This window comes from Pseudomonas sp. TMW22091 (genome assembly GCF_022496705.1).
GTDB lineage: Bacteria > Pseudomonadota > Gammaproteobacteria > Pseudomonadales > Pseudomonadaceae > Aquipseudomonas > Aquipseudomonas saxonica.
Map to the genome: position 1 here is coordinate 101827 of NZ_SCFI01000011.1, position 24460 is coordinate 126286.

The following is a 24460-nucleotide window of genomic DNA, read 5'->3' on the forward strand; positions in this document are numbered from 1 at the left end:
ATTATCGAGTGAGCCAGGGTCATGAGTTCAGCCTTGCATGAAGGGCCTTATCTGGAAAGCTGGCGGTGGATGAGCCGCCAGATCCGTTGCGGGCTGGCGCCCGACGAGCCGCGTCTGATTGACCATTATCTGGCTGAAGGCCGCTATCTTGCTGCCTGTACGGCCACTTCCCCGTGGGGAGTGGCTGTGACCTCTTTCAGGCTGTTGCTCGACACGGCAAGCGATACCGCCTTGCCCTGGCATTGGCGAACCGTCTGTCTGGACAACGCGTGGCGTCCGCTTCGCGACCTCGAAACTCAAGCCCTGTGCGCGTGCCGACTCAAACGCTGGCAAAGCTTTGCCTGGCAATTGGCAACCTGCGAGCTCGAGCCATCGATTTCTTTAACCGAACTGTTGCAAGGATTTCACGATGAGTAATACCCGTATCGAACGTGACAGCATGGGTGAACTGCATGTGCCTGAAGATGCCCTGTACGGCGCTCAAACCCAGCGTGCGGTGAACAACTTTCCCATCAGTCATCAGCGCATGCCCGCACAGTTCATTCGGGCACTGATCTTGGCCAAAGCCGCAGCAGCCAAGGCCAATATCGAGCTCAAGCAAATAACCGAGGAGCAGGGTAAAGCCATTGTAGAGGCCACTCAGATCCTGCTGTCCGGCGATTATATGGAGCATTTCCCGGTCGACATATTCCAGACGGGGTCGGGTACCAGCTCCAATATGAATGCTAATGAGGTGATCGCCACACTGGCGACGCGGGTTCTGGGTGAGCCGGTCAATCCCAACGATCACGTTAACTGCGGGCAAAGCAGTAACGACATCATCCCTACCGCCATCCATGTGAGTGCGGCTCTGGGCCTGCATGAAGAACTGCTACCCGCGCTGACTCATTTGGTGCAAGTGATTGAGCACAAGGCAGAAGAGGTTCATGCCTACGTCAAAACCGGCCGTACCCATCTGATGGACGCCATGCCCGTGCGCATGAGTCAGGTGCTCAATGGCTGGGCGCAACAACTCAAAGCCAATATCGAGCATTTGCATAATCTACAGCCGGCCCTGCAGTCACTGGCTCAAGGTGGCACGGCGGTGGGTACTGGTATCAATGCTCATCCGCTATTTTCCGAATTGTTCAGTCAGCAACTCAGCGCGCTGACTCACCTGACATTCACCCCTGGCAAAGACCTGTTCGCATTGATCGGATCGCAAGACACGGCGGTTTCGGTTTCAGGCCAGCTCAAAGCCACGGCTGTGTCGCTGATGAAAATTGCCAATGATCTGCGCTGGATGAACTCAGGCCCATTGGCCGGTTTGGGAGAAATCGAGCTGCAGGCCTTGCAACCGGGTTCTTCGATCATGCCGGGCAAGGTCAACCCGGTGATCCCGGAAGCCACGGCAATGGTTGCAGCTCAGGTCATCGGTAACGACACGGTGATCACTGTCGCCGGTCAGTCTGGCAACTTCGAGCTCAACGTCATGCTGCCGGTGATTGCCCAGAACCTGTTAAGCAGTATTGAGCTGCTGGCCAATTCGTGCCGCTTGCTGGCCGACAAAGCCATTGCCAGCTTCAAGGTCAACGAGGCCAAGCTCAAGGAGGCGCTGTCGCGCAATCCGATTTTAGTGACTGCACTGAACCCGATCATTGGTTATCAAAAGGCCGCAGAAATCGCCAAGACCGCCTACCAACAAGGGCGCCCGGTGATTGATGTAGCGCTGGAGTTCACTGACTTGCCCCGTAGCCAGCTTGAGGTCCTGCTCGACCCCGAGAAACTGACCGACGGCGGCGTTTAACCCACGACACTGCTTTGGAGGTTTCACATGGAGCACTGGAAACGCACGATCGAAAGAGCGAACCGCTGTTTCGCTCAGGGCGAACTGGTCGACGCCCGGGAGCACTACTTGCAGGCCCTTGCTCTGGCACAGGTTCTGTTTGAGCGCTGGAGTGATGCCGACGAAGCAGTGGCTGCGTGTGTGATATCGCACCACAACCTGGCGGATTTGCATTTGCGCCTCAACCAGCCAGAAGAAAGCGTTGAGTACCTCTGTGCGATTCATCAACGATTACTGCACACCATGCAGAACGACCGTTTGGTCCCCGCGTTGCGCCAGGCTGCGCTGCGTCATAGCAGCAAGACCTATGTAGAACTGTTGAATTTCATTGGCGAACACGGTGAATACCCGCGCTCCAGCCTGTTGCTTAAAAACAGCGTGGCTCAAACCACCCTGGAGCGTTCAGTACACAGCGGCCATCACTCAGGAGTACATTGATATGACTTACACATTGCCTGCTTTGCCTTATGCCTATGACGCCCTTGAGCCGCATATTGATGCGCAAACCATGGAAATTCATCACACCAAACACCACCAGACCTATATCAATAATCTCAATGCGGCTGTGCAGGGAACCGAATGGGAAGACTGGCCAGTGGAAAAACTGGTCGCCAGCGTTCAGCAATTGCCCGAGCAACTGCGACCGGCAGTGATCAATCATGGCGGTGGACATGCCAATCACTCTCTATTCTGGGAAGTGATGAGTCCTAAAGGGGGAGGTATTCCAGAAGGCGCACTGCTTAAGGCGATTGATGAGCAGTTGGGAGGGCTTGATGCGTTCAAAGAAGCCTTTACCAAGGCTGCATTGACCCGTTTTGGCAGTGGCTGGGCATGGTTGAGTGTCACGCCACAAAAAACATTGGTCGTCGAAAGCAGCGGTAATCAGGACAGTCCGTTGATGAATGGCAACACGCCGATTCTTGGGCTGGATGTGTGGGAGCACGCGTACTACCTGCGTTACCAAAACCGTCGTCCCGAATACATCAGTGCGTTTTATAACGTTATTAATTGGCCAGAAGTGGCGCGTCGTTATCAGGCCGCTATTGGCTGACTCAACAGGATTCAGGCAGATTATGGGCACGCAAATATTAGCGGTCGGGGGCGTGCGAATGTTTCGCTATGCCCTTGGCACGCTCTTGCTGTTGGCGGGCACGGCCTTGCTGGTAGCCAAGGGATTGGTCTGGCTGGATCTGGAGCCCAGGATGTTACGGGCGCTGCAAGGCGGAGCGCTCTGCGCGTTGGGTACGGCGCTGGGCGCGGTGCCGGTGCTGGTTATTCGCAAGATGCCAGTGGCGGTCAGCGATACCTTGTTGGGCTTTGGTGCCGGGGTGATGCTGGCCGCCACGGCCTTCTCGCTGATTGTTCCCGGCATAGCAGCGGCTCAAAGTCTTGGCTTGTCAGCTTGGGCCGCCAGCGGGTTGATCAGTGCGGGTATCTTGCTGGGCGCTTTCTTTTTGTTTCTGGTGGACCGCAAGGTCGCGGGAGGCGGGCCAGAAGTCTTGGTCAGTCGTCCCGGTGAACCCGTGATTGCACCGCGCATCTGGTTGTTCGTGATTGCCATCGTGGCGCATAACATCCCCGAAGGCATGGCGGTCGGGGTGTCGGCAGGCGGCGGAATGCCAGACGCCGATAGTCTGGCGATGGGCATTGCGCTTCAGGATGTGCCAGAGGGGCTGGTAATTGCATTGGTGTTGGCTGGCGCGGGCATGTCGCGGGTCAGGGCATTCTTGATCGGGGCTGCCTCAGGCCTTGTCGAGCCGGTGTTCGCCTTGCTTTGTGCCTGGTTGGTCAATCTGGCCGAAGTATTGTTGCCAATGGGGTTGGCATTGGCGGCGGGGGCCATGCTGCTGGTGGTCACGCAAGAAGTCATCCCCGAATCACGCCGCAATGGCCACGAAAAACTGGCCAGTCTGGGCTTGTGTGTAGGGTTTTGCTTGATGATGGTGATGGATACGGCGTTGGGTTAAGCGTGGCTTACTCGCCTTCATCAAAGTAGTTATTGATGAGTTTGGTCAGGGCATCAAGGGCTTCCTGCTCTTTCTCGCCTTCAGTCTTGAGGTGGATAGTCGTGCCCTTGCCAGCGGCAAGCATCATCATGGCCATGATGCTTTTGCCATCCACCATCGAGTCAGCGGTACGTCCTGCTCTGACCAGACATGGAAACTGTCCTGCGATACCTACGAACTTGGCCGATGCCCGGGCGTGCAAGCCCAGCTTGTTGATGATTTCAATTTCCAGTGCAGGCATCGCGGTAGTGATCCTTTCAGGTAAGGTCGCGGTGGCGAACCTGGACGTTCTTCAGGGTTTCTTGCAGGCATTTACCGAGGCGTTCAGTCAGGTAGACCGAGCGATGATGCCCGCCTGTGCAGCCAATGCCAATGGTGACATACGCCCGGTTGCTGGCTGCGAAGCGGGGCAGCCATTTAAGCAGGTAGCTGGAGATATCCTGAAACATCTCTTCGACATCCGGCTGTGCTGACAGGTAGTCTGCGACCGGCTTGTCCAGCCCCGATTGCTCGCGTAGCTCTGGCTTCCAGTACGGGTTAGGCAAGCAGCGCACATCGAACACCAAGTCGGCATCGACCGGCATGCCACGCTTGAAACCAAACGACTCAACCAAAAATGCGGTCCCGGCCTCGGGTTTGTTCAGCAAACGCAGCTTGATGGTATCGCGCAGCTGATAGAGGTTGAGGTTGGTGGTATTGATCGTCAGGTCAGCCAGGTCGGCAATGGGCCCGAGCAAGAGGTTCTCGTCACGTATGGCTTCGGCCAGAGAGCGACTGGCGCTGCTCAGTGGGTGACGCCGGCGTGTTTCAGAGAAGCGTTTAAGCAAGGTTTCTTCGTCGGCATCCAGAAACAGCACATCGCACTGTATGTGCCGGTTGCGCACCTCTTCAAGCAGTTGCGGAAAACGCGACAAATGGCTGGGCAAGTTACGTGCGTCAATGGACACGGCAACCAGCGGCTGTGCCAATTCGGTATGAATCAGCGCACGCTCTGCCAGCTCTGGCAGCAGCCCGGCGGGCAGATTGTCGATGCAATAGAAACCGTTGTCTTCGAGGACAGCCAGTGCAGTGCTTTTTCCGGAGCCTGAGCGTCCGCTAACGATGACTAAGCGCATGATTAATGATCGCTCTGTACGTCCAGAACAACCTTATACAGCTCTTCGTTGCTGCTGGCTGCGCGCAGTTGGTCGCGCACGTCTTTGCGGTCGAGCATGCTGGCGATCTGCCTGAGCAGTTCCAGATGAGCATCGGTGGCCGCTTCAGGCACGAGCAAAACGAATAGCAGGTCGACTGGCGCGCCATCAATGGCGTCGAAATCTATGGGCGCATCGAGGTGCAACAAGGCGCTGACAGGCGCCTCGCAACCCTTGAGGCGGCAATGAGGTATGGCAATGCCGTTACCAAAACCGGTGGAACCCAGTTTTTCACGGGCAAGCAAACTCTCGTAAACGTCCTGCATGGCCAGATCAGGCACCTGATCGTGAATCAGCTTGGCAGTGTGTTCGAGTACGCGCTTTTTACTGCCGCCCGGCACGTTCACAAGGGAACGGCCAGGGGTCAGGATATTTTCAAGTCGAATCATGGGTATGGAGTATTAACGCCCCGTTGCGCCTTGAAGCAGGCTTTGGGACTTTTCCTTATGTTTTTTCAGTTGGCGATCGAGCTTGTCAGCGAGCAGGTCGATTGCAGCATACATATCGGTATGCTCTGCGTTCGCAACGACTTCCTTCGGACCCTTGGGGATATGCAGGGTGGCTTCAATCTTCTGCTGAAGTTTTTCGACTTTCATGATGACCTGTGCATTGGTGATCTTGTCGAAATGGTTCTCCAGGCGTTTGAATTTTTCGCCTATGTAAGCGCGTAACGCGTCGGTGACTTCCAGATGCTGTCCACTGATGTTGATTTGCATGCAGTTTCTCCTTCGGTTGCCATTGCATAAAGTGGCAGGCCGAACAGCCTGCCACTGAAACGCGGTGGCCCGTGGCTTACATCAACCTCTTGCGTTCGCTGGAAGGCGCTATCCCGAGGGATTCGCGGTACTTCGCGACGGTGCGACGGGCCACTTGAATACCTTGTGCCTCCAGTAAACCAGCGATCTTGCTGTCACTCAACGGCTTTTTCTGATTTTCAGCCGCCACCAGTTTTTTAATGATGGCGCGGATCGCTGTGGACGAGCATTCGCCCCCTTCAGAAGTGCTGACGTGGCTGGAGAAAAAGTACTTCAACTCATAAATGCCGCGGGGCGTATGCATGAACTTTTGCGTGGTCACCCGGGAAATGGTCGACTCGTGCATGCCTACTGCTTCGGCAATGTCATGCAGCACCAAAGGCTTCATGGCTTCATCACCATATTCCAGAAAGCCGCGCTGGTGCTCGACGATTTGCGTCGCCACTTTCATCAGCGTTTCATTGCGGCTTTGCAGGCTTTTGATAAACCAGCGAGCTTCTTGCAACTGATTGCGCATGAAGGTGTTGTCGGCGCTGGTATCAGCGCGGCGCACAAAACCAGCGTATTGAGGGTTTACCCGCAAACGTGGCATGGACTCCTGATTAAGCTCAACCAGCCAGCGATCATTGTCCTTGCGCACAATCACGTCCGGTACCACGTATTCGGCTTCGCTGGACTCGATTTGCGAGCCGGGGCGCGGGTTGAGGCTTTGTATCAGTTCAATGACCTGACGCAGCTCATCTTCCTTGAGCTTCATGCGGCGCATGAGCTGACTGTAATCGCGGGCGCCCAAGAGGTCGATGTAGTCCGTTACCAGGCGCTTGGCTTCATTGAGCCATAGCGTTTTGGACGGCAGCTGGCGCAATTGAAGAAGCAGACACTCACTGAGGTTGCGGGCGCCAATCCCAGCTGGTTCGAATTGCTGAATGCGGTGCAGAACGGCTTCGATCTCATCGAGTTCGATGTCGAGTTCTGGGTCGAATGCCTCAAGGATTTCGTCTAGTGACTCGTCGAGATACCCTTGGTTGTTGATGCAGTCGATGAGCGTTACGCCAATCAGCCGGTCAGTGTCTGACATGGGTGCCAGATTCAGTTGCCACAGCAGGTGGCTTTGCAGGCTTTCGCCGGCCGAGGTGCGGGTGGTGAAGTCCCACTCGTCATCATCGTTGCTTGGCAGGCTGCTGGCGCTGGTTTGGTAGACGTCTTCCCAAGCCGTGTCGACAGGCAGCTCATTGGGAATGCGTTCGTTCCATTCACCTTCTTCCAGGTTGTCCACGGTGGGTGTGGACTCCTGATACGACGGCTCCTGAATATCGTTATTGGGTTTTTGCTCGATGTTGTCGGCCAGAGGGTCTGAATTGTCGAAGTCGTCGCCTTCTTCCTGGCGCTCGAGCATTGGATTTGATTCCAGAGCCTCCTGGATTTCCTGTTGCAGATCCAGGGTGGACAATTGGAGCAGACGGATGGCCTGTTGCAGCTGCGGTGTCATCGTCAGCTGTTGGCCCATTCTCAGGACTAGCGATGGTTTCATGGCTGGGGCTTAAGACCTTATTCGCCGGCGCGCATGGCGCCATCCACTACCAAGGCGCGTGAGCGCCAAACATAAGCAAATTATATGCCTGAACCCAGTACGTTTGACTAGGGGCGTTTCCAATTAGTTTGAGATGTTTTCAGAAGCGGCGTGCAAGCGGGCCCCAAATGCGAAAAAACCTTGACCGTCATAATGATGTTCAAGGTTTATCGCTACAAGGGGCCACTCACGATGGGGTTTACAAGCGGAACTCATGCCCCAGATACACTTCGCGAACCAACTTGTTGGCCAAAATGGTTTCAGCATCGCCTTCTGCGATCAGTTGACCGTCGTTGACGATGTAGGCAGTTTCACAGATATCGAGGGTTTCACGCACGTTGTGGTCTGTGATCAGCACGCCAATGCCTTTGGCTTTGAGGTGGTGAATGATCTGTTTAATATCACCCACGGAAATGGGGTCAACGCCGGCAAAAGGTTCGTCGAGCAGGATGAACTTCGGAGCGGTAGCCAGAGCGCGGGCAATTTCTACCCGACGTCGCTCACCACCGGACAAGCTCATGCCCAGGCTGTCGCGGATATGATTGATATGGAATTCCTGCAGCAGGCTTTCCAGCTCTTTACGGCGACCGGCCTTGTCGAGCTCCTTGCGCGTTTCGAGAATCGCCATGATGTTGTCGGCAACCGACAGCTTGCGGAAGATTGACGCTTCCTGTGGCAAGTACCCGATACCGGCACGTGCGCGGCCGTGCATGGGTTGGTGGCTGACATCCAGATCATCGATCAGCACGCGACCCTGATCGGCCTGAACCAGGCCGACAATCATATAAAAGCACGTGGTCTTGCCTGCGCCGTTAGGGCCAAGCAAGCCTACGATTTGCCCGCTGTCGATTGACAAGCTGACATCGCGTACCACTTGGCGACTCTTGTAGCTTTTAGCCAAATGCTGGGCTTTCAGAGTAGCCATTAACGGGCCTTCTGCTGGTCAGTTTTCTTCTTCGGCTGGATGACCATATCGATGCGTGGTCGCGGTGCGGTGACATTAGAGCCATTGGCACGGCCAGCGTTAGCCACTTGCTTGACGGTGTCGTAGACGATTTTCTCGCCTTCGGTGGTGTTGCCGTCATTGATAACCTTGGCCTTGTCGATCAGTACGATGCGATTTTGAGGCGCATGGTATTGGATCGTTACAGCATAGGCCTGCACGGGCTTTGGATCAGTGGCTTTTTGCAATTGCTCGAAGTAAGCCAGATTGCCCACCGACGTCACAACGTCAATTTCGCCCGCAGCGTTACGGGTGATGGTTACCTTGTTGCCGGTAATCTTCATCGAGCCTTGGGTGATGATGACGTCGCCCTTGTAGGTAGCGACCCCGTTTTTGTCATCCAGCTGCGCATCATCAGCCTGGATGTGAATAGGCTGTTCATTGTCGTTCGGCAGAGCCCAGGCGCTCGCGCTTCCCAGTGCTGCGCTCAGGCTGAGCAATAATGGGAGGGTTTTAACGAGACTCATACTGTCCTCTTACGTTGGACAGCAGGTCCATCCTGCCGTCTTTCAAATATGCTTTCATTCCCTTGCCAGTCGTTACACCGCCAGCGCCGTCGATTCTAACGTCTCGGTCGGTCTGCGCATATTGCTTCTGAGGGAAAACAGTCATGCGGGTGCTGGTAATAATGGTGGTGCGATCTTTTTCGTCGGTACGGGCTACGCGCACCGAGTCGATCAGCTCAACTTCAGTACCGTCCGGGTTCACTTCACCGTGCTCGCTTTGTACGTGCCACGGATAGGCTGTGCCGCGATACATTTGCAGGTCGGGAGTGGTCAGCAAGGTGACTTCGGATGCCTTCAAGTGTTCAACCTTGTCGGCGGTCATTTCGTACTGCAACTTGCCGTCCGGTAAATATTGAAGGCTGCGCGTTTTCAGGGCGTAGTAGTCAATGGCGCCTTCATCAACAGCCACGGGAGGGCGGTCGAGAAAGCGTTCCGGGCTGATATTCCAGTAGCCAACAGCCGCGAACAACGCGGCAATGACTGTGAATAGCAGGATGTTGCGAATCTTTTTGCTCAGCATATAAAGCTCTATAGGTAGGCGGCGAGGGCAGCATCAAGGCGGCCTTGGGCTCGCAGAATCAGCTCGCAAAATTCGCGTGCTGCACCTTCGCCGCCTCGCGCCTGGGTAACCCCATGGGCGTGCTGGCGAACAAAACTTGCCGCATTGGCAACCGCCATGCCCAAGCCTACGCGGCGTATAACCGGCAAGTCGGGTAAGTCGTCGCCCAAATAAGCAACCTGCTCATAGCTTAGGTTGAGTTGGCCGAGAAGCTCGTCCAAAACCACTAATTTGTCTTCGCGGCCCTGATACAGATGTGGGATGCCCAGATTTTGCGCGCGACGCTCAACCGCAGGCGTCTTGCGACCGCTGATAATGGCTGTTTGAACGCCCGCAGCCATCAGCATTTTAATGCCCTGACCATCGAGTGTACTGAACGACTTGAATTCGCTGCCGTCTTCAAGGAAGTACAGCCGCCCATCTGTCAGCACGCCATCGACGTCGAAGACGGCCAGCTTAATACCTTTACCGCGTTTAAGCAGTTCTTGAGTCATTACATCACTCCTGCGCGCAGCAAGTCGTGCATGTTCAAGGCGCCTACCGGGCGGTCTTCCTTGTCGACAACCACCAGTGCGCTGATTTTATGGTCTTCCATGATCTTCAGGGCTTCGGCTGCGAGCATGTCGGCTCGTGCCGTTTTGCCATGTGGGGTCATGACCGTGTCGATGATGGCATTGCGAATATCGATCTCGCGATCCAGCGTGCGACGCAAGTCGCCGTCGGTGAAGATCCCGGCCAGACGGCCATCTTCTTCTATAACCACGGTCATGCCGAGGCCTTTATGGGTCATTTCCATCAACGCATCTTTGAGCAAGGTGCCGCGAACCACGTGCGGCAATTCATCACCCGAGTGCATGACGTTTTCGACTTTCAACAGCAAGCGTCGACCCAGAGCGCCACCTGGATGGGAAAAAGCAAAGTCTTCGGCGGTGAAGCCGCGCGCTTCAAGCAAAGCTATGGCCAGCGCGTCGCCCAGTACCAATGCCGCAGTGGTCGATGAGGTGGGCGCCAGATTGAGTGGGCAAGCCTCTTGTGCCACACGAGCATCCAGGCTGACATCGGCGGCTTTGGCCAATGGTGATTCGGGATTGCCGGTCATGCTGATCAATTTGATGCCCAGGCGCTTGATCAGGGGCAGCAGGGTCACGATTTCAGCGGTCGATCCGGAATTGGACAGCGCGAGGATAATGTCGTCGCGGGTAATCATGCCCATGTCGCCATGACTGGCTTCAGCCGGATGGACGAAGAAAGCAGTGGTGCCGGTGCTGGCCAGGGTCGCGGCGATTTTATTGCCGATGTGCCCGGACTTGCCCATGCCGACCACAACTACACGGCCTTTACTTGCAAGAATCATCTCGCAAGCGCTCACGAAATCAGCGTCGATATGGGTCAGCAAGCCTTCTACAGCTTCCAGCTCGAGGCGGATGGTGCGTTGGGCAGATTGAATCAGGTCGCTGGATTGGCTCATGTTTGAAGTCGGGTAGCCTGAGAAAAGGCAAAGATTATAGCGGTTATGTGCTGATCACTCACGCGCGATCGTCGTAGTTTGTGGTCTGCACCTGTAAAGAGGTCACGGCCTTGGTGCTCAATGGGATTAATTTCGCTGTCTGGATGCTTACAGGGCACTCCTTCGGCCTTGGGCGGTCAGTAAGAGCAGTGGTATAGTTCGCCGCCAGTTCGGCCCGCTCAGGGAGCATGCTTCTTTTTACTGAAGGAGCCGGGTGTCCGAGTGAGAGGCAGAGGCTGCATCGCAAGGAGTTTAGATGAGCGCTGATAACGCCTACGCGGTCGAGCTGAAGGGAGTGTCCTTCAAGCGCGGCACGCGCAGCATCTTCAATAATGTCGATATTTTGATCCCGCGTGGCAAAGTCACTGGGATCATGGGCCCTTCGGGCTGTGGCAAGACTACCCTTTTGCGTTTGATGGGGATGCAACTGCGTCCCAGCAGCGGTGAAGTGTGGGTCAACGGTCAGAACCTGCCGACGCTGTCGCGCAGTGACCTGTTTGATGCGCGCAAGCACATGGGCGTTTTGTTTCAGAGCGGTGCGTTGTTCACCGATCTGGACGTATTTGAAAACGTAGCCTTTCCGCTACGTGTTCATACCCATTTGCCTGAAGAAATGATTCGCGACATCGTGCTGCTCAAGTTGCAGGCAGTGGGACTGCGCGGAGCCATCAATCTGATGCCGGATGAGCTGTCCGGCGGCATGAAACGTCGAGTTGCCCTGGCACGGGCCATTGCCCTTGACCCGCAAATCCTGATGTATGACGAGCCGTTTGTCGGGCAAGACCCTATCGCAATGGGTGTTCTGGTGCGTCTGATACGCTTGCTCAATGATGCGCTGGGTATCACCAGTATTGTTGTTTCGCACGATCTGGCTGAAACCGCGAGTATTGCTGACTATCTCTACGTGGTGGGTGATGGTCAGGTGCTGGGGCAGGGTACGCCAGAAGAACTGATGAATGCCGATAACCCGCGTATTCGTCAATTTATGAACGGCGACCCGGACGGTCCTGTTCCGTTTCACTTTCCGGCGTCGGACTACCGAACCGATTTACTGGGGAAGCGCTGATGCGCAAGCATTCAATAATGGACCGCATCGCGTTATTTGGCCGGGCCGGGATCGACATGGTTTCGGTCTTGGGGCGCTCGGTGATCTTCCTGTTTCACGCTTTGCTGGGGCGTGGTGGCATCGGCGGCATGTTTGGGCTATTGCTCAAGCAATTGCACTCTGTTGGCGTCATGTCGCTGGTCATCATCGTCGTGTCCGGGGTGTTTATCGGCATGGTGCTGGCCTTGCAAGGTTTCAGCATTTTGTCCAGTTATGGTTCCGAGCAGGCTGTCGGGCAGATGGTTGCTCTGACCCTGTTACGTGAACTGGGACCCGTGGTGACTGCGCTGTTGTTTGCCGGGCGGGCGGGCTCAGCCCTGACCGCCGAAATCGGCAACATGAAATCCAGCGAGCAATTGTCCAGCCTTGAAATGATCGGTGTGGACCCGCTCAAGTACATCATTGCGCCTCGCTTGTGGGCCGGTTTTATTTCCCTGCCGCTGCTGGCGATGATTTTCAGCGTGGTCGGGATCTGGGGCGGTTCGTGGGTGGCGGTCGACTGGTTGGGCGTTTATGACGGCTCGTACTGGGCAAACATGCAAAACAGCGTGACCTTCAGTGGTGATGTGCTCAACGGGATCATCAAAAGCATCGTGTTTGCCTTTGTGGTGACCTGGATTGCTGTGTTTCAAGGTTATGACTGTGAGCCCACTTCAGAGGGGATCAGCCGTGCCACTACCAAGACCGTGGTGTATGCCTCGCTGGCAGTCCTCGGGCTGGACTTTATTTTGACTGCCTTGATGTTTGGAGATTTCTGATGCAAAACCGCACCATGGAAATCGGTGTCGGCCTGTTTTTGCTGGCTGGCATCCTGGCTTTATTGTTGCTTGCCCTGCGAGTCAGTGGACTGTCTCCGACGGCCAGCACCGACACTTATAAGCTCTACGCTTACTTTGACAACATCGCCGGTCTGACCGTGCGCGCCAAGGTCACTATGGCGGGCGTGACTATCGGCAAGGTCACGGCGATCGACCTGGACCGTGACAACTTCACGGCCCGCGTCACCTTACAAGTCGACAAGAGCGTCGATAACCTGCCGACCGACTCGACAGCGTCTATTCTCACGGCGGGTCTGCTGGGCGAGAAATACATCGGTATCAGCGTCGGTGGCGATGACACCCTGCTGAAAGATGGCGGCACCATTCACGACACCCAGTCGTCCCTGGTGCTTGAAGATCTGATCGGAAAATTTCTGATGAATACCGTTAGCAAAGAAGCCAAATAAGGAGCTTTTAGATGATTTCTCTCTTGCGCCGTGGCCTGCTGGTTATTCTGGCAGCCGCACTGCCGATGATGGCTAACGCCGCACCGGGCCAGTCTGCCCATGACATCGTTTCTGATACGACCACACGGCTGCTGGCCGATCTGGCTGCTAATAAAGAGCAGTACAAGCAAAATCCAGCCAAGTTTTACGATGCTCTGAACAACATCGTTGGCCCTGTTGTGGATGTTGATGGTATTTCGCGAAGCATCATGACCGTGAAATATTCGCGTAACGCCACCCCTGCGCAAATGCAGCGCTTTCAAGAAAACTTCAAGCGCAGCCTGATGCAGTTCTATGGCAACGCCTTGCTTGAATTCAAGAACGAAGGCATCACTGTTTCTCCTGCCAAGGATGAAAGCGGCGATCGCACCAGCGTTGATATGACCGTGAAGGGTGAGAAGGGCGCTATCTATCCGTTGTCCTATACCCTTAATAAGGTGAATGGCGAGTGGAAGGTGCGTAACGTCATCATCAATGGCATCAACATCGGCAAGTTGTTCCGCGATCAGTTCGCTGATGCCATGAGCCGTAACGGCAACAATCTGGACAAGACCATCGATAACTGGGCTGGCGAAGTCGCCAAAGCCAAGGAAAAAACCGATGAGAAGCTGAGCCAATGAGTGAAGCCGCCATCACCCTGGCCGGCGAAAGCGAATTGCGCCTCAGTGGCGTACTCGATTATCAGACCGGTCCTCGTTTACGCAAGGAAGGTCAGGCGCTGATCAAAAAAGCCTTGGCCAAAGCCCTGGTGGTGGATTGCTCTGCGGTCATTAAATCCAGCAGCGTGGGTTTGTCGCTGCTGTTGTGCTTTATCCGGGACGCAGACGCCCAGAACAAGTCATTAAGCATTCGTGGATTACCCGAAGACATGCGCGAAATCGCCCAAGTGTCGGGTTTGACCGAGTTGTTGGCACACCATTAATCGCCACATACAGCAAAGCCCCCCGTCAGAGTCCTGTTAAGTGGGGTTCGCAGGCGCGGGGCTTTTTTGTATGATGGCCGACCCGCGCGCGTTAGGCGCCGATTGAGGTTGAGCATGCAGGCCGTAGAAGTGAAGAGCTTTCTTGAGGGAAAGCTGCCTGGAATCCAGGTAGAAGTTGAGGGCGAAGGCTGCAACTTTCAGCTGAACGTGATTAGTGACGAACTGGCGGCCTTGAGCCCGGTTAAACGTCAACAAAGCATCTATGCCCATTTGAACCCGTGGATTGCTGATGGCAGCATCCATGCGGTCACTATGAAATTCTTCAGCAGCGCGGCCTGGGCCGAGCGCACCTGAGCCCCCTGAGCCCATTGGCGTCGAGATTGTTATGGATAAATTGATTATTACCGGCGGTGCCCGTCTTGATGGCGAAATCCGTATTTCCGGTGCGAAGAACTCTGCTCTGCCGATTCTGGCAGCGACCTTGCTGTGCAATGGCCCGGTAACGGTTGCCAACCTGCCACATTTGCATGACATCACCACCATGATCGAGCTGTTCGGTCGCATGGGCATTGAGCCGGTGATTGATGAAAAGCTCAGCGTAGAAATCAACCCGAATACCATCAAAACCCTGGTGGCGCCGTACGAACTGGTTAAAACCATGCGTGCGTCGATTCTGGTTCTGGGGCCGATGGTGGCTCGCTTCGGTTACGCTGAAGTTGCATTGCCGGGCGGTTGCGCCATTGGTTCGCGTCCGGTCGACCTGCACATCCGTGGCCTTGAAGCCATGGGCGCGGTGATTGATGTTGAAGGCGGTTACATCAAAGCCAAGGCACCTGAAGGTGGCTTGAAGGGTGCTAACTTCTTCTTCGATACCGTGAGTGTGACCGGTACTGAAAACATCATGATGGCCGCAGCACTGGCCAATGGCCGCAGTGTATTGCAGAACTCTGCTCGCGAGCCTGAAGTCGTTGACCTGGCCAACTTCCTGAACGCCATGGGCGCCAAGGTAAGCGGTGCTGGCACTGACACCATCATCATTGATGGCGTCAAAGAGCTGCACCCTGCCACTTATCGCGTGATGCCAGACCGTATCGAAACGGGTACTTATCTGGTTGCTGCTGCCGTGACCGGTGGCCGCGTCAAGGTCAAGGACACCGATCCGACCATCCTTGAAGCCGTGCTTGAAAAGCTCAAGGAAGCCGGCGCTGAAGTGACCACCGGTGAAGACTGGATCGAACTGAACATGCACGGCAAACGCCCTAAAGCGGTGAATGTGCGTACAGCTCCGTACCCTGCATTCCCGACCGACATGCAGGCGCAGTTCATCTCGCTCAACGCCATTGCCGAAGGCACGGGTGCAGTGATCGAGACCATCTTTGAAAACCGTTTCATGCACGTGTATGAACTTCACCGCATGGGCGCCAAAATTCAGGTCGAAGGCAACACCGCCATCGTAACCGGCACTGAAACGCTAAAAGGCGCGCCAGTGATGGCTACGGATCTGCGTGCTTCCGCAAGCCTGGTGATTTCGGCACTGGTTGCTGAAGGTGACACCCTGATCGACCGCATCTACCACATCGACCGTGGTTACGAGTGCATCGAAGAAAAACTGCAAATGCTGGGTGCCAAAATTCGCCGCGTTCCGGGCTAGTTTGTTGGCGTTTGGCCTCATGGGCACATGGATCGTGTCCAGCTGTCAGGTGACGTAACGGCGTTCACGCGTTATCTTACCTGGCCTTGAATCGTTCAAGTCGAGCCTGATTATCAGGCTCGATGCTTGTCCGGCGCCGATTGCGTACGGGCAAAAGTACCCTGATAAGGACTTACGTTTCCCATGTTGACCATTGCACTGTCCAAGGGCCGTATCCTTGACGACACCCTGCCGCTTCTGGCTGAAGCAGGCATTGTGCCGACCGAGAATCCGGACAAAAGCCGCAAGCTGATCATCCCGACCTCACAGCCAGACGTCCGCCTGCTGATTGTACGTGCGACCGATGTGCCGACTTACGTTGAACATGGTGCCGCCGACCTCGGTGTTGCCGGTAAAGACGTGCTGATGGAATACGGTGGCCAGGGTCTTTACGAGCCACTCGACCTCCAGATTGCCCAGTGCAAGCTGATGACCGCTGGAGCCATCGGTGTGCCTGAACCTAAAGGCCGCCTGCGCATTGCCACCAAGTTCGTCAACGTTGCCAAGCGCTACTATGCCGAACAAGGCCGTCAGGTCGACATCATCAAGCTGTATGGCTCGATGGAGCTGGCGCCATTGATTGGCCTGGCCGACAAAATCATCGACGTGGTCGATACCGGTAACACCTTGCGTGCCAATGGCTTGGAACCTCAGGAATTCATTGCCGCCATCAGCTCCCGTCTGGTGGTTAACAAGGCCTCGATGAAAATGCAGCACGCCCGAATTCAAGCCCTGATCGACACCCTGCGCAAAGCAGTGGAGTCGCGACACCGCGGCTGACTCACCTGCGCGACCTGGGTCTAATCCCTGATGTCGCGCCCATCCATCCGCGTAATAGCCAGAAATTTCAGGTACCCACGCGGATGGCTTGGTAGTCTTGCCGTGCCTGATCCTTGCAAAAAACCATTCCAAGCTAACGCCCATTACCGAGGCCCTCGCTATGACCGCTCCCACTGCAATTCGCCGACTCAACGCTGCTGACCCGGATTTCGCGCAGCATCTGGATCATCTGCTGAGCTGGGAAAGTGTGTCAGACGACTCGGTCAATCAGCGCGTACTCGACATTATCAAAGCGGTGCGCGAACGCGGAGACGCGGCGCTGGTTGAATTTACTCAGCGCTTTGACGGGTTGACCGTGAATTCAATGGCCGACTTGATTCTGCCGCGCGAGCGTCTGGAATTGGCCTTGACCCGCATCACCGTGCCTCAGCGTGAGGCACTGGAAAAAGCCGCTCAACGCGTGCGCAGCTACCACGAAAAACAGAAGCAGGATTCCTGGAGCTACACCGAAGCCGATGGCACGGTGCTGGGCCAGAAAGTTACGCCGCTGGATCGTGCAGGCCTGTACGTGCCGGGTGGTAAAGCTTCATACCCGTCGTCGGTATTGATGAATGCAATCCCGGCCAAAGTGGCCGGCGTGACTGAAGTGGTCATGGTTGTTCCGACCCCGCGCGGTGAAATCAACGAACTGGTATTGGCGGCGGCCTGCATCGCCGGCGTTGATCGGGTGTTCACCATCGGTGGTGCTCAAGCGGTTGCTGCGCTGGCGTACGGCACCGAAAGCGTACCCAAAGTCGACAAAGTGGTAGGCCCCGGCAATATCTATGTGGCCACGGCCAAGCGTCACGTGTTCGGTCAAGTGGGCATCGACATGATCGCCGGGCCATCGGAGATTCTGGTGGTGTGTGATGGTCAGACTGATCCGGACTGGATCGCCATGGACCTGTTCTCCCAAGCTGAGCATGACGAAGATGCGCAAGCTATTTTGGTCAGCCCGGATGCAGAGTTCCTCGACAAAGTCGCAGCCAGTATTGCCAAGCTGCTGCCGACCATGGAACGTGCCGAGATAATCGAAACTTCGATCAAAGGCCGTGGCGCCTTGATTCTGGTCAAGGACATGCAGCAGGCGATTGACGTGTCCAACCGCATTGCTCCGGAGCACCTGGAGCTCTCAGTGGCTGACCCTCAAGCCTGGTTGCCGCAAATCCGTCATGCGGGTGCCATCTTCATGGGCCGTCACACCTCTGAAGCTCTGGGTGATTATTGCGCCGGGCCTAACCACGTGCTGCCGACTTCCGGCACCGCGCGTTTCTCCTCGCCGCTGGGCGTGTACGACTTCCAGAAACGCTCCTCGATCATCTTCTGCTCCGAGCAAGGCGCATCGGAGTTAGGTAAAACCGCCTCAATTCTGGCGCGTGGCGAATCGCTGACCGGGCACGCTCGCAGCGCTGAATACCGAATCATCGCTGACACCGAGCAGGGGCAATAAGCATGAGCAAATTCTGGAGTCCGTTCGTTAAAGAACTGGTGCCTTATGTGCCGGGTGAACAACCGAAGTTGACCAAACTGGTCAAACTCAACACTAACGAAAACCCTTACGGGCCTTCGCCTAAAGCGCTGGCAGCGATGCAGGCCGAGATTAACGACGACCTGCGTTTATATCCGGATCCCAACAGTGACCTGCTCAAGCAGGCTGTGGCTGAGTATTACGGCGTACAGACCGATCAGGTATTTCTGGGGAATGGGTCTGACGAAGTGCTGGCCCATGTGTTTAACGGTTTGTTCCAGCACGACAAGCCGCTGTTGTTTCCGGACATCAGCTACAGCTTCTATCCGGTTTACTGCGGTTTGTATGGCATTGAGTTTGATGCGGTGCCTCTGGATGAGCAGTTCCAGATTCAGCCTGCGGACTATGCCAAGGCCAATGGCGGGATTATTTTTCCGAACCCCAACGCGCCGACGGGTTGCTTGTTGGCACTGCAAGCCATTGAGCAGATTCTGTTGGCCAACCCGGATTCTGTGGTCGTGGTGGACGAAGCCTACATCGACTTTGGGGGTGAGACGGCCATCAGCTTGGTCGGTCGCTATCCGAACCTGTTGGTGACGCAAACCTTGTCCAAGTCGCGCTCTCTGGCCGGTCTGCGAGTTGGATTGGCTGTGGGCCATCCAGACCTGATTGAAGCGCTGGAGCGGATCAAGAACAGCTTCAACTCCTATCCTCTGGATCGCATCGCGATTGCCGGAGCAGCGGCAGCGTTTGCTGACCGTGAGTATTTTGACCACACCTGCCAGCTGGTGATGGATAGCCGTGAGCACGTCGTGGGTCAGTTGCAGGCGCTGGGGTTTGAGGTGCTGCCATCGGCGGCCAACTTCATCTTTGCTCGTCACCCGGAGCATGATGCCGGTGCGCTGGCTGCGAAGTTGCGGGGGCAGGGGGTGATCGTGCGTCACTTCAAGCAACTGCGTATCGCACAGTTCTTGCGTATCAGCATTGGGACGCCGGAGCAGAATGCGGCGTTGATTGAAGGGTTGTCAGCGCTGTAACCGCGCCCTCTCCCAGATGGAGAGGGGATTCAATCCAAAAGCAGATCTACGTAACTTCACCCATTAAGCTCCCTCTCCCTTTGGGAGAGGGCTGGGGTGAGGGTTAGGCCTGCTTATTCCTCTTTCTGCGGCGGCTGCTCTTGCGGCGGACGCAAGCCCACTTCAGCGGTGAGCTTCAGTTCCTTGCCATTGCGCATGACCTGAATCGAGATTTTGTCCGACGGCTTGATACGAGCGACCTGATTCATTGAGCGACGTCCGTCGCTTGCCGGTGCGCCATCAATACTCAAGATCACATCACCCAATTGCAGTCCGGCTTTCTGCGCCGGGCCATCGCGGAAAATACCCGCCACTACAATCCCCGGGCGACCGCTCAAACCAAATGACTCGGCCAGATCCGCGGTCAGCGGCTGCACCTCAATCCCCAACCATCCGCGAATCACCTGGCCGTGCTCAATGATGGCCTTCATCACTTCCATGGCCAGGTTGATCGGGATCGCAAAACCAATGCCCTGTGATCCCCCTGACTTGGAGAAAATAGCCGTGTTGATCCCGGTCAGATTGCCATTGGCATCCACGAGCGCACCGCCCGAGTTACCGGGGTTAATGGCGGCGTCGGTCTGGATAAAATCTTCGTAGTTGTTCAAGCCCAACTGATTGCGGCCCGTGGCACTGATGATGCCCATGGTAGTGGTCTGGCCGACCCCGAACGGGTTGCCGATTGCCAGGGCAATATCGCCGATACGCAGGGTGTCCGATCGACCGATGGTGATCGATGGCAGGTCCTTCAAGTCAATCTTGAGCACCGCAAGGTCAGTTTCCGGATCACTACCGATCACCCGGGCCAGTGTTTCCCGACCATCTTTCAGGGCTACTACAATTTGATCTGCGCCGGTAACCACGTGGTTATTGGTGAGCAGATACCCTTCGGGGCTCATCAGCACTGCTGAGCCGAGGCTCGATTCCATACGCTTTTGCTTGGGTGCGTTGTCGCCGAAGAAGTGCCGGAACTGCGGGTCTTCAAACAAGGGCCGGGCATTTTTGTTAACCACCTTGGTGGTGTACAGGTTAGCCACGGCTGGGGCTGCACGGGTCACGGCGTCGGCATAGGTGACGGGACCCTGTTGCACATAATTGGTTTGTGGCGCTTGTTGCAGGTTGACGTCAAGGCTCGGCAGCCCGACCCACTGCGGGTAACGCTGAATAATCAGCATCGCGATAAGCACGCCAGCCAATAGTGGCCAGCCAAAAAAACGCAAAGCCTTAAACATTGAACTCAGTCCTGAAGGTTGCAGAGCCATCTCGACAGCTCATAATGACGGCCATTATACGAGGGCCGAACGGCTCTGAACGCTATATTTAGGAGTCTTTTATGGCAGTAGCCCTGAGCACGCTGGTAGAAGAAGCAAATCGTTACCTGAATTGCGCCGCAATCAGCGATTATTGCCCCAACGGTCTGCAAGTCGAAGGGCGCCCGCAGGTGATGCGAATCGTCAGCGGCGTAACGGCCAGTCAGGCGCTGCTCGATGCAGCCGTTGAAGCCCAGGCGGATCTGGTGTTGGTGCACCACGGTTATTTCTGGAAGGGTGAAGACCCCTGCGTCACCGGCATGAAGCAACGCCGGTTGAAAACCTTGCTCAAACACGACATCAGTCTGCTGGCGTATCACCTGCCCCTCGACGTGCACCCTGAAGTGGGCAACAACGTGCAGTTGGCGCGTCAGTTGGACATCACTGTCGAAGGCCCGTTGGACCCGACAAATGCCAAAGTAGTGGGCCTCGTAGGCTCACTGGCAGAACCTATGACCGCTCGCGATTTTGCCCGCAAGGTGCAAGAAGTACTGGGGCGTGAGCCGCTGGTGATTGAAGGCAGCGAGATGATCCGCCGGGTTGGCTGGTGCACCGGAGGCGGGCAGGGGTACATCGATCAAGCCGTCCTGGCAGGGGTTGATTTGTACTTGAGTGGCGAAGCCTCTGAGCAAACCTTCCACAGCGCGCGTGAAAACGACATCAGCTTTATAGCCGCCGGGCACCACGCCACCGAGCGTTATGGTGTGCAGGCTCTAGGCGACTATCTGGCTCGCCGTTTTGCCCTTGAGCATCTCTTTATAGACTGTCCGAATCCTATTTGAGCGATATGCTGCGCAGCACTAAGGCCAAACCCGGCGATCTATTCTTAGACCGTTTCGATCTAGTAAGCGCCCTCAATATAAGAAGGCGCTGTGCTAGGATTCGCCCTCGAACACGGCCCGCAGGCCGTTCATAAGATAGCTTTCGTGAGTAGCCATGGTCGACAAACTGACGCACCTGAAACAGCTGGAGGCGGAAAGCATCCACATCATTCGCGAGGTGGCCGCCGAGTTCGATAACCCGGTGATGCTGTACTCGATCGGTAAAGATTCCGCCGTGATGCTGCACCTTGCCCGCAAGGCATTTTTCCCTGGCAAGCTGCCGTTTCCGGTGATGCATGTCGACACTCGCTGGAAATTCCAGGAGATGTACAGCTTTCGCGACAAGATGGTTGCGGAGCTGGGACTTGATCTGATCACTCACGTCAACCCTGATGGGGTGGCGCAGAACATCAACCCGTTCACCCACGGCAGTGCCAAGCACACCGACATCATGAAAACCGAGGGCCTGAAGCAGGCTCTGGACAAATATGGTTTTGATGCCGCCTTCGGGGGCGCTCGCCGTGACGAAGAGAAGTCGCGCGCCAAAGAGCGTGTGTACTCGTTCCGTGACAGCAAGCACCGCTGGGATCCGAAAAACCAGCGCCCCGAGTTGTGGAATGTCTACAACGGTAAGGTCAACAAGGGCGAATCGATCCGCGTATTCCCGTTGTCCAACTGGACCGAACTCGACATCTGGCAGTACATCTACCTCGAAGGCATCCCGATTGTGCCGTTGTATTTCGCGGCTGAGCGTGAAGTCATCGAGAAGAACGGCACGCTGATCATGATCGACGACGAGCGTATTCTTGAGCACCTGTCTGATGAAGACAAAGCGCGCATCGTCAAGAAAAAGGTCCGTTTCCGCACTCTTGGCTGCTACCCGCTGACCGGTGCGGTGGAGTCAGAGGCTGAAACCCTGACTGACATCATTCAGGAAATGCTCCTGACGCGAACTTCCGAGCGCCAGGGCCGAGTCATCGATCACGATGGCGCCGGCTCAATGGAAGATAAAAAACGTCAGGGTTATTTCTAAGGGGTTGTCATGTCGCACGTATCTGATTTGATCAGCGAGGACATCCTCGCCTACCTGGGCCAGCACGAACGCAAAGAGATGTTGCGCTTTCTGACCTGCGGCAACGTCGATGATGGCAAGAGCACCCTGATCGGGCGCCTGCTGCACGACTCCAAGATGATCTATGAAGACCATCTGGAAGCCATTACCCGTGACTCGAAAAAAAGCGGCACCACGGGCGATGATATCGACCTGGCGCTGTTGGTAGACGGTCTGCAAGCAGAGCGCGAGCAGGGCATCACCATCGACGTGGCGTATCGTTACTTCTCAACCGCCAAGCGCAAATTCATCATTGCCGACACACCCGGCCATGAGCAATACACCCGCAACATGGCCACCGGTGCGTCGACCTGTGATCTGGCGATCATCTTGGTGGATGCCCGTTACGGCGTGCAGACCCAAACCCGTCGCCACAGCTTTATTGCGTCTTTGTTGGGCATCAAGCACATCGTTGTGGCCATCAACAAAATGGACCTCAAGGGTTTCGACGAAGCCGTATTCGAGTCGATCAAGGCCGATTACCTGAAGTTCGCCGAAGGCTTGAAACTCAAGCCGACCAGCCTGCACTTTGTTCCGATGTCTGCCCTTAAAGGCGACAACGTGGTGAACAAGAGCGAGCGTTCGCCTTGGTACACCGGCCAGTCATTGATGGAAATTCTTGAAACCGTGGAAGTGGCGGCTGACCGCAACCTCACCGACCTGCGCTTCCCGGTGCAATACGTAAACCGCCCGAACCTGAATTTCCGTGGGTTTGCCGGTACGCTGGCCAGCGGTATCGTGCGCAAGGGCGACGAAATCGTGGTGCTGCCTTCGGGCAAAAGCAGCCGGGTTAAATCCATTGTCACCTTTGAAGGTGAGTTGGAGCACGCCGGCCCAGGTCAGGCCATTACCCTGACCATGGAAGACGAGATCGACATCTCCCGCGGCGACCTGTTGGTGCATGCTGACAATGTGCCTGTGGTGACCGACAGCTTCGAAGCCATGCTGGTATGGATGGCTGAAGAGCCGATGTTGCCGGGCAAGAAGTACGACATCAAGCGTGCGACCAGCTACGTACCGGGTTCGATTGCCAGCATCGTCAACAAAGTTGATGTGAACACGCTGGAAGAAGGGCCGGCCAGCGCCTTGCAGTTGAACGAAATCGGCAAGGTCAAGATCAGTCTGGACGCTCCGATTGCGCTGGATGGTTATGAAAGCAACCGCACCACGGGTTCGTTCATCATCATCGACCGCCTGACCAATGGCACGGTCGGGGCTGGCATGATCATCGCTCAGCCACTGGGCCATGGCAGCGCCAGCCATCACGGCGACCTTGCCCACGTGACCACAGAAGAGCGCGCCCAGCGTTTTGGTCAGCAGCCGGCGACCGTCTTGTTCAGCGGCTTGTCGGGTGCGGGTAAAAGCACGCTGGCGTATGCGGTAGAGCGCAAGTTGTTCGACATGGGCCGCGCGGTGTTTGTGCTGGATGGCCAGAACTTGCGCCATGACCTGAATAAAGGTCTGCCTCAGGACCGTGCCGGGCGGACTGAAAACTGGCGTCGTGCTGCACATGTAGCGCGTCAGTTCAACGAAGCTGGTTTGCTGACACTGGCTGCGTTTGTGGCGCCGGATGCCGAAGGTCGCGAACAGGCTAAAGCGCTGATTGGTGATGACCGACTGTTGACGGTGTATGTCCAGGCATCGCCAGCCGTGTGTGCCGAACGCGATCCGCAAGGCCTGTACGCGGCGGGTGGTGACAACATTCCGGGCGAATCCTTCCCGTATGACGTGCCGTTGAACGCCGATCTGGTGGTTAACACGCAATCGTTGTCGCTGGATGAAAGCGTGAAGTTGGTGTTGGACCTGTTGCGTCAACGCGGCGCGATTTAAGCCGTAAACAAAAAGCCCGCCACCGAGAGATCGGTGGCGGGCTTTTTAGTGGGTGAAGGCTTTACCCTCACCCCCAGCCCTCTCCCAGAGGGAGAGGGGGCCGATTTGCGCTATCGAGAA

The 24460-nt window shown here is 56.0% G+C and carries 29 protein-coding genes; 18 read left to right on the forward strand and 11 right to left on the reverse strand.

What is annotated here, in order from left to right:
* Positions 1-21: 21 nt before the first annotated feature.
* Genes EQV93_RS18615 through EQV93_RS18635 form a run of 5 tightly spaced genes read left to right on the forward strand, consistent with a single transcriptional unit; the run spans position 22 to position 3792 of the window.
* Positions 22-417 carry a FagA protein gene (locus EQV93_RS18615; RefSeq protein WP_122786388.1) on the forward strand — a complete coding sequence of 132 codons (396 nt, stop codon included), beginning with the start codon at positions 22-24 and terminating at the stop codon, positions 415-417.
* A complete protein-coding gene (locus EQV93_RS18620; RefSeq protein WP_122786389.1) occupies positions 410-1786 on the forward strand; it encodes a class II fumarate hydratase in 1377 nt (458 codons plus the stop codon). Before EQV93_RS18615 ends, EQV93_RS18620 begins: the two co-directional genes overlap by 8 nt.
* A gap of 27 nt (positions 1787-1813) precedes the next feature.
* On the forward strand, positions 1814-2263 hold the full coding sequence (locus EQV93_RS18625; RefSeq protein ID WP_240892150.1) for a DUF2753 domain-containing protein: 450 nt from the start codon (positions 1814-1816) through the stop codon (positions 2261-2263).
* 1 nt (position 2264) lies between these two features.
* Positions 2265-2876, forward strand: a complete 612-nt coding sequence (locus EQV93_RS18630) for a superoxide dismutase (protein ID WP_122786391.1) — start codon at positions 2265-2267, stop codon at positions 2874-2876.
* A gap of 22 nt (positions 2877-2898) precedes the next feature.
* Positions 2899-3792, forward strand: a complete 894-nt coding sequence (locus EQV93_RS18635; RefSeq protein ID WP_122786392.1) for a ZIP family metal transporter — start codon at positions 2899-2901, stop codon at positions 3790-3792.
* A 7-nt stretch (positions 3793-3799) separates the two neighbouring features.
* Here EQV93_RS18635 and EQV93_RS18640 read toward each other — a convergent pair whose 3' ends face one another.
* The 10 genes from EQV93_RS18640 to EQV93_RS18685 form a co-directional block, all read right to left on the reverse strand.
* Complete coding sequence (locus EQV93_RS18640; protein WP_122786393.1) at positions 3800-4072, reverse strand: HPr family phosphocarrier protein; 273 nt, start codon at positions 4070-4072, stop codon at positions 3800-3802.
* A gap of 16 nt (positions 4073-4088) precedes the next feature.
* A complete protein-coding gene (gene rapZ, locus EQV93_RS18645) occupies positions 4089-4946 on the reverse strand; it encodes an RNase adapter RapZ (RefSeq protein ID WP_240892151.1) in 858 nt (285 codons plus the stop codon).
* Positions 4947-4948: 2 nt separating this feature from the next.
* Positions 4949-5413, reverse strand: coding sequence for a PTS IIA-like nitrogen regulatory protein PtsN (gene ptsN / locus EQV93_RS18650; RefSeq protein WP_240892152.1), 465 nt, complete (start codon positions 5411-5413; stop codon positions 4949-4951).
* 12 nt (positions 5414-5425) lie between these two features.
* Positions 5426-5740 (reverse strand): ribosome hibernation-promoting factor, HPF/YfiA family, encoded by a 315-nt coding sequence (gene hpf / locus EQV93_RS18655; protein WP_122786396.1) that lies wholly within the window; start codon positions 5738-5740, stop codon positions 5426-5428.
* Between the two features lie 76 nt (positions 5741-5816).
* Complete coding sequence (locus tag EQV93_RS18660; RefSeq protein ID WP_122786397.1) at positions 5817-7310, reverse strand: RNA polymerase factor sigma-54; 1494 nt, start codon at positions 7308-7310, stop codon at positions 5817-5819.
* Between the two features lie 238 nt (positions 7311-7548).
* The gene (lptB, locus tag EQV93_RS18665; RefSeq protein ID WP_122786398.1) at positions 7549-8274 is read right to left on the reverse strand and encodes an LPS export ABC transporter ATP-binding protein; all 726 of its coding nucleotides are present in this window, start codon (positions 8272-8274) and stop codon (positions 7549-7551) included.
* The gene (gene lptA / locus EQV93_RS18670) at positions 8274-8819 is read right to left on the reverse strand and encodes a lipopolysaccharide transport periplasmic protein LptA (protein WP_122786399.1); all 546 of its coding nucleotides are present in this window, start codon (positions 8817-8819) and stop codon (positions 8274-8276) included. Before lptA ends, lptB begins: the two co-directional genes overlap by 1 nt.
* On the reverse strand, positions 8806-9378 hold the full coding sequence (lptC, locus tag EQV93_RS18675; RefSeq protein WP_122786400.1) for an LPS export ABC transporter periplasmic protein LptC: 573 nt from the start codon (positions 9376-9378) through the stop codon (positions 8806-8808). Before lptC ends, lptA begins: the two co-directional genes overlap by 14 nt.
* Positions 9379-9386: 8 nt before the next feature.
* Positions 9387-9911 carry a KdsC family phosphatase gene (locus EQV93_RS18680; protein ID WP_122786401.1) on the reverse strand — a complete coding sequence of 175 codons (525 nt, stop codon included), beginning with the start codon at positions 9909-9911 and terminating at the stop codon, positions 9387-9389.
* Complete coding sequence (locus tag EQV93_RS18685; protein WP_122786402.1) at positions 9911-10885, reverse strand: KpsF/GutQ family sugar-phosphate isomerase; 975 nt, start codon at positions 10883-10885, stop codon at positions 9911-9913. Before EQV93_RS18685 ends, EQV93_RS18680 begins: the two co-directional genes overlap by 1 nt.
* Before the next feature lie 295 nt (positions 10886-11180).
* Here EQV93_RS18685 and EQV93_RS18690 point away from each other — a divergent pair, with 295 nt between their 5' ends.
* The 10 genes from EQV93_RS18690 (at position 11181) to hisC (ending at position 19229) form a co-directional block, all read left to right on the forward strand.
* Entirely contained in the window at positions 11181-11990 is an 810-nt protein-coding gene (locus EQV93_RS18690) for an ATP-binding cassette domain-containing protein (RefSeq protein ID WP_146385426.1), read from the forward strand.
* A complete protein-coding gene (gene mlaE / locus EQV93_RS18695) occupies positions 11990-12787 on the forward strand; it encodes a lipid asymmetry maintenance ABC transporter permease subunit MlaE (RefSeq protein WP_122786404.1) in 798 nt (265 codons plus the stop codon). Before EQV93_RS18690 ends, mlaE begins: the two co-directional genes overlap by 1 nt.
* Positions 12787-13254, forward strand: coding sequence for an outer membrane lipid asymmetry maintenance protein MlaD (gene mlaD / locus EQV93_RS18700; RefSeq protein WP_122786405.1), 468 nt, complete (start codon positions 12787-12789; stop codon positions 13252-13254). The genes mlaE and mlaD overlap by 1 nt, the downstream gene beginning before the upstream one ends.
* An 11-nt stretch (positions 13255-13265) precedes the next feature.
* Positions 13266-13913, forward strand: a complete 648-nt coding sequence (locus tag EQV93_RS18705) for an MlaC/ttg2D family ABC transporter substrate-binding protein (RefSeq protein ID WP_122786406.1) — start codon at positions 13266-13268, stop codon at positions 13911-13913.
* Positions 13910-14215 carry an STAS domain-containing protein gene (locus tag EQV93_RS18710; protein WP_122786407.1) on the forward strand — a complete coding sequence of 102 codons (306 nt, stop codon included), beginning with the start codon at positions 13910-13912 and terminating at the stop codon, positions 14213-14215. Before EQV93_RS18705 ends, EQV93_RS18710 begins: the two co-directional genes overlap by 4 nt.
* A gap of 114 nt (positions 14216-14329) precedes the next feature.
* The gene (locus EQV93_RS18715) at positions 14330-14569 is read left to right on the forward strand and encodes a BolA family protein (RefSeq protein ID WP_008070578.1); all 240 of its coding nucleotides are present in this window, start codon (positions 14330-14332) and stop codon (positions 14567-14569) included.
* 31 nt (positions 14570-14600) lie between these two features.
* The gene (gene murA, locus EQV93_RS18720) at positions 14601-15866 is read left to right on the forward strand and encodes a UDP-N-acetylglucosamine 1-carboxyvinyltransferase (RefSeq protein ID WP_122786408.1); all 1266 of its coding nucleotides are present in this window, start codon (positions 14601-14603) and stop codon (positions 15864-15866) included.
* Positions 15867-16049: 183 nt separating this feature from the next.
* Positions 16050-16685 (forward strand): ATP phosphoribosyltransferase, encoded by a 636-nt coding sequence (hisG, locus tag EQV93_RS18725; protein WP_122786409.1) that lies wholly within the window; start codon positions 16050-16052, stop codon positions 16683-16685.
* Between the two features lie 160 nt (positions 16686-16845).
* Positions 16846-18174, forward strand: coding sequence for a histidinol dehydrogenase (gene hisD / locus EQV93_RS18730; protein ID WP_146426625.1), 1329 nt, complete (start codon positions 16846-16848; stop codon positions 18172-18174).
* Positions 18175-18176: 2 nt separating this feature from the next.
* The gene (gene hisC / locus EQV93_RS18735; RefSeq protein WP_240892153.1) at positions 18177-19229 is read left to right on the forward strand and encodes a histidinol-phosphate transaminase; all 1053 of its coding nucleotides are present in this window, start codon (positions 18177-18179) and stop codon (positions 19227-19229) included.
* Positions 19230-19342: 113 nt separating this feature from the next.
* Here the strand turns inward: hisC and algW are convergent, their stop codons facing one another.
* The gene (gene algW, locus EQV93_RS18740) at positions 19343-20500 is read right to left on the reverse strand and encodes a Do family serine endopeptidase AlgW (RefSeq protein ID WP_122786412.1); all 1158 of its coding nucleotides are present in this window, start codon (positions 20498-20500) and stop codon (positions 19343-19345) included.
* Between the two features lie 101 nt (positions 20501-20601).
* Between algW and EQV93_RS18745 the strand changes: the two genes are divergently transcribed.
* The 3 genes from EQV93_RS18745 (at position 20602) to cysN (ending at position 24340) form a co-directional block, all read left to right on the forward strand.
* Complete coding sequence (locus tag EQV93_RS18745; protein WP_240892154.1) at positions 20602-21360, forward strand: Nif3-like dinuclear metal center hexameric protein; 759 nt, start codon at positions 20602-20604, stop codon at positions 21358-21360.
* Positions 21361-21514: 154 nt separating this feature from the next.
* The gene (cysD, locus tag EQV93_RS18750; RefSeq protein WP_122786414.1) at positions 21515-22432 is read left to right on the forward strand and encodes a sulfate adenylyltransferase subunit CysD; all 918 of its coding nucleotides are present in this window, start codon (positions 21515-21517) and stop codon (positions 22430-22432) included.
* A 9-nt stretch (positions 22433-22441) separates the two neighbouring features.
* Entirely contained in the window at positions 22442-24340 is a 1899-nt protein-coding gene (gene cysN / locus EQV93_RS18755) for a sulfate adenylyltransferase subunit CysN (RefSeq protein ID WP_240892155.1), read from the forward strand.
* Positions 24341-24460 lie beyond the last annotated feature (120 nt).

What these genes read in the sequence shown, in the direction of transcription:
- EQV93_RS18660 (WP_122786397.1), bottom strand. Translation starts at nt 7,310, where the DNA reads ATGAAACCATCGCTAGTCCTGAGAATGGGCCAACAGCTGACGATGACA.
- EQV93_RS18615 (WP_122786388.1), top strand. Translation starts at nt 22, where the DNA reads ATGAGTTCAGCCTTGCATGAAGGGCCTTATCTGGAAAGCTGGCGGTGG.
- cysD (WP_122786414.1), top strand. Translation starts at nt 21,515, where the DNA reads ATGGTCGACAAACTGACGCACCTGAAACAGCTGGAGGCGGAAAGCATC.
- mlaE (WP_122786404.1), top strand. Translation starts at nt 11,990, where the DNA reads ATGCGCAAGCATTCAATAATGGACCGCATCGCGTTATTTGGCCGGGCC.
- EQV93_RS18690 (WP_146385426.1), top strand. Translation starts at nt 11,181, where the DNA reads ATGAGCGCTGATAACGCCTACGCGGTCGAGCTGAAGGGAGTGTCCTTC.
- EQV93_RS18685 (WP_122786402.1), bottom strand. Translation starts at nt 10,885, where the DNA reads ATGAGCCAATCCAGCGACCTGATTCAATCTGCCCAACGCACCATCCGC.
- EQV93_RS18705 (WP_122786406.1), top strand. Translation starts at nt 13,266, where the DNA reads ATGATTTCTCTCTTGCGCCGTGGCCTGCTGGTTATTCTGGCAGCCGCA.
- hpf (WP_122786396.1), bottom strand. Translation starts at nt 5,740, where the DNA reads ATGCAAATCAACATCAGTGGACAGCATCTGGAAGTCACCGACGCGTTA.
- rapZ (WP_240892151.1), bottom strand. Translation starts at nt 4,946, where the DNA reads ATGCGCTTAGTCATCGTTAGCGGACGCTCAGGCTCCGGAAAAAGCACT.
- EQV93_RS18625 (WP_240892150.1), top strand. Translation starts at nt 1,814, where the DNA reads ATGGAGCACTGGAAACGCACGATCGAAAGAGCGAACCGCTGTTTCGCT.
- algW (WP_122786412.1), bottom strand. Translation starts at nt 20,500, where the DNA reads ATGTTTAAGGCTTTGCGTTTTTTTGGCTGGCCACTATTGGCTGGCGTG.
- lptC (WP_122786400.1), bottom strand. Translation starts at nt 9,378, where the DNA reads ATGCTGAGCAAAAAGATTCGCAACATCCTGCTATTCACAGTCATTGCC.
- lptB (WP_122786398.1), bottom strand. Translation starts at nt 8,274, where the DNA reads ATGGCTACTCTGAAAGCCCAGCATTTGGCTAAAAGCTACAAGAGTCGC.
- hisC (WP_240892153.1), top strand. Translation starts at nt 18,177, where the DNA reads ATGAGCAAATTCTGGAGTCCGTTCGTTAAAGAACTGGTGCCTTATGTG.
- mlaD (WP_122786405.1), top strand. Translation starts at nt 12,787, where the DNA reads ATGCAAAACCGCACCATGGAAATCGGTGTCGGCCTGTTTTTGCTGGCT.
- EQV93_RS18630 (WP_122786391.1), top strand. Translation starts at nt 2,265, where the DNA reads ATGACTTACACATTGCCTGCTTTGCCTTATGCCTATGACGCCCTTGAG.
- lptA (WP_122786399.1), bottom strand. Translation starts at nt 8,819, where the DNA reads ATGAGTCTCGTTAAAACCCTCCCATTATTGCTCAGCCTGAGCGCAGCA.
- cysN (WP_240892155.1), top strand. Translation starts at nt 22,442, where the DNA reads ATGTCGCACGTATCTGATTTGATCAGCGAGGACATCCTCGCCTACCTG.
- EQV93_RS18620 (WP_122786389.1), top strand. Translation starts at nt 410, where the DNA reads ATGAGTAATACCCGTATCGAACGTGACAGCATGGGTGAACTGCATGTG.
- ptsN (WP_240892152.1), bottom strand. Translation starts at nt 5,413, where the DNA reads ATGATTCGACTTGAAAATATCCTGACCCCTGGCCGTTCCCTTGTGAAC.
- EQV93_RS18715 (WP_008070578.1), top strand. Translation starts at nt 14,330, where the DNA reads ATGCAGGCCGTAGAAGTGAAGAGCTTTCTTGAGGGAAAGCTGCCTGGA.
- murA (WP_122786408.1), top strand. Translation starts at nt 14,601, where the DNA reads ATGGATAAATTGATTATTACCGGCGGTGCCCGTCTTGATGGCGAAATC.
- EQV93_RS18745 (WP_240892154.1), top strand. Translation starts at nt 20,602, where the DNA reads ATGGCAGTAGCCCTGAGCACGCTGGTAGAAGAAGCAAATCGTTACCTG.
- EQV93_RS18680 (WP_122786401.1), bottom strand. Translation starts at nt 9,911, where the DNA reads ATGACTCAAGAACTGCTTAAACGCGGTAAAGGTATTAAGCTGGCCGTC.
- hisD (WP_146426625.1), top strand. Translation starts at nt 16,846, where the DNA reads ATGACCGCTCCCACTGCAATTCGCCGACTCAACGCTGCTGACCCGGAT.
- EQV93_RS18635 (WP_122786392.1), top strand. Translation starts at nt 2,899, where the DNA reads ATGGGCACGCAAATATTAGCGGTCGGGGGCGTGCGAATGTTTCGCTAT.
- EQV93_RS18710 (WP_122786407.1), top strand. Translation starts at nt 13,910, where the DNA reads ATGAGTGAAGCCGCCATCACCCTGGCCGGCGAAAGCGAATTGCGCCTC.
- EQV93_RS18640 (WP_122786393.1), bottom strand. Translation starts at nt 4,072, where the DNA reads ATGCCTGCACTGGAAATTGAAATCATCAACAAGCTGGGCTTGCACGCC.
- hisG (WP_122786409.1), top strand. Translation starts at nt 16,050, where the DNA reads ATGTTGACCATTGCACTGTCCAAGGGCCGTATCCTTGACGACACCCTG.